The sequence below is a fragment of the Streptomyces sp. MBT65 genome, assembly GCF_016612545.1.
Classification (GTDB): Bacteria; Actinomycetota; Actinomycetes; order Streptomycetales; family Streptomycetaceae; genus Streptomyces.
In genome coordinates this window covers 1-407 of the sequence record NZ_JAENRY010000780.1, presented here as the reverse complement: position 1 = coordinate 407, position 407 = coordinate 1, and the positions used below count along the sequence as shown (strand labels likewise).

General features: G+C 72.0%; 1 protein-coding gene. It reads right to left on the bottom strand.

Features of this window, described 5'->3' with window-relative positions; all coding sequences use genetic code 11:
- Nucleotides 1–268 (bottom strand): EamA family transporter (locus JHN63_RS52075; protein WP_374223043.1); only part of this gene is annotated, 268 nt, incomplete at its 3' end.
- Nucleotides 269–407 lie beyond the last annotated feature (139 nt).

Below are 407 nucleotides of genomic sequence, written 5' to 3'. Positions count from 1 at the left end.
ACACACCCGGGCGCGGGCGGCCGGCGGAGCCAACCGCAAAGAGGTCGGTCTTCGAGCGGCTGGCGGCGGTGCCCGCGGACACAGCGTTGGCGGTGATCATCACAGTGATGACCAGCCACGATGCCGCGCCGAGGTGCTGGTCCAGGACGAGCACGCCGATCAGAGCGGCGAACACCGGGTTGACGCTCATGAGGATCCCGAAGAAACGGGCGGGGACCCGGCGCAGCGCGAGCAGGCCGGCGAGAAACGGCACCGCGGAGGAAAACACACCAGCGGCCAGGGCGCACAGCAGGGCGCCGACAGTGGGCTGGTGGAGCCACAGGGCACCGTCACCCCGTACCGCCGCGACGGCATCACCTATCGCCCCCTGCGCGACGCCGCCCCCGTCCCCGCCCACCTCATCCGGC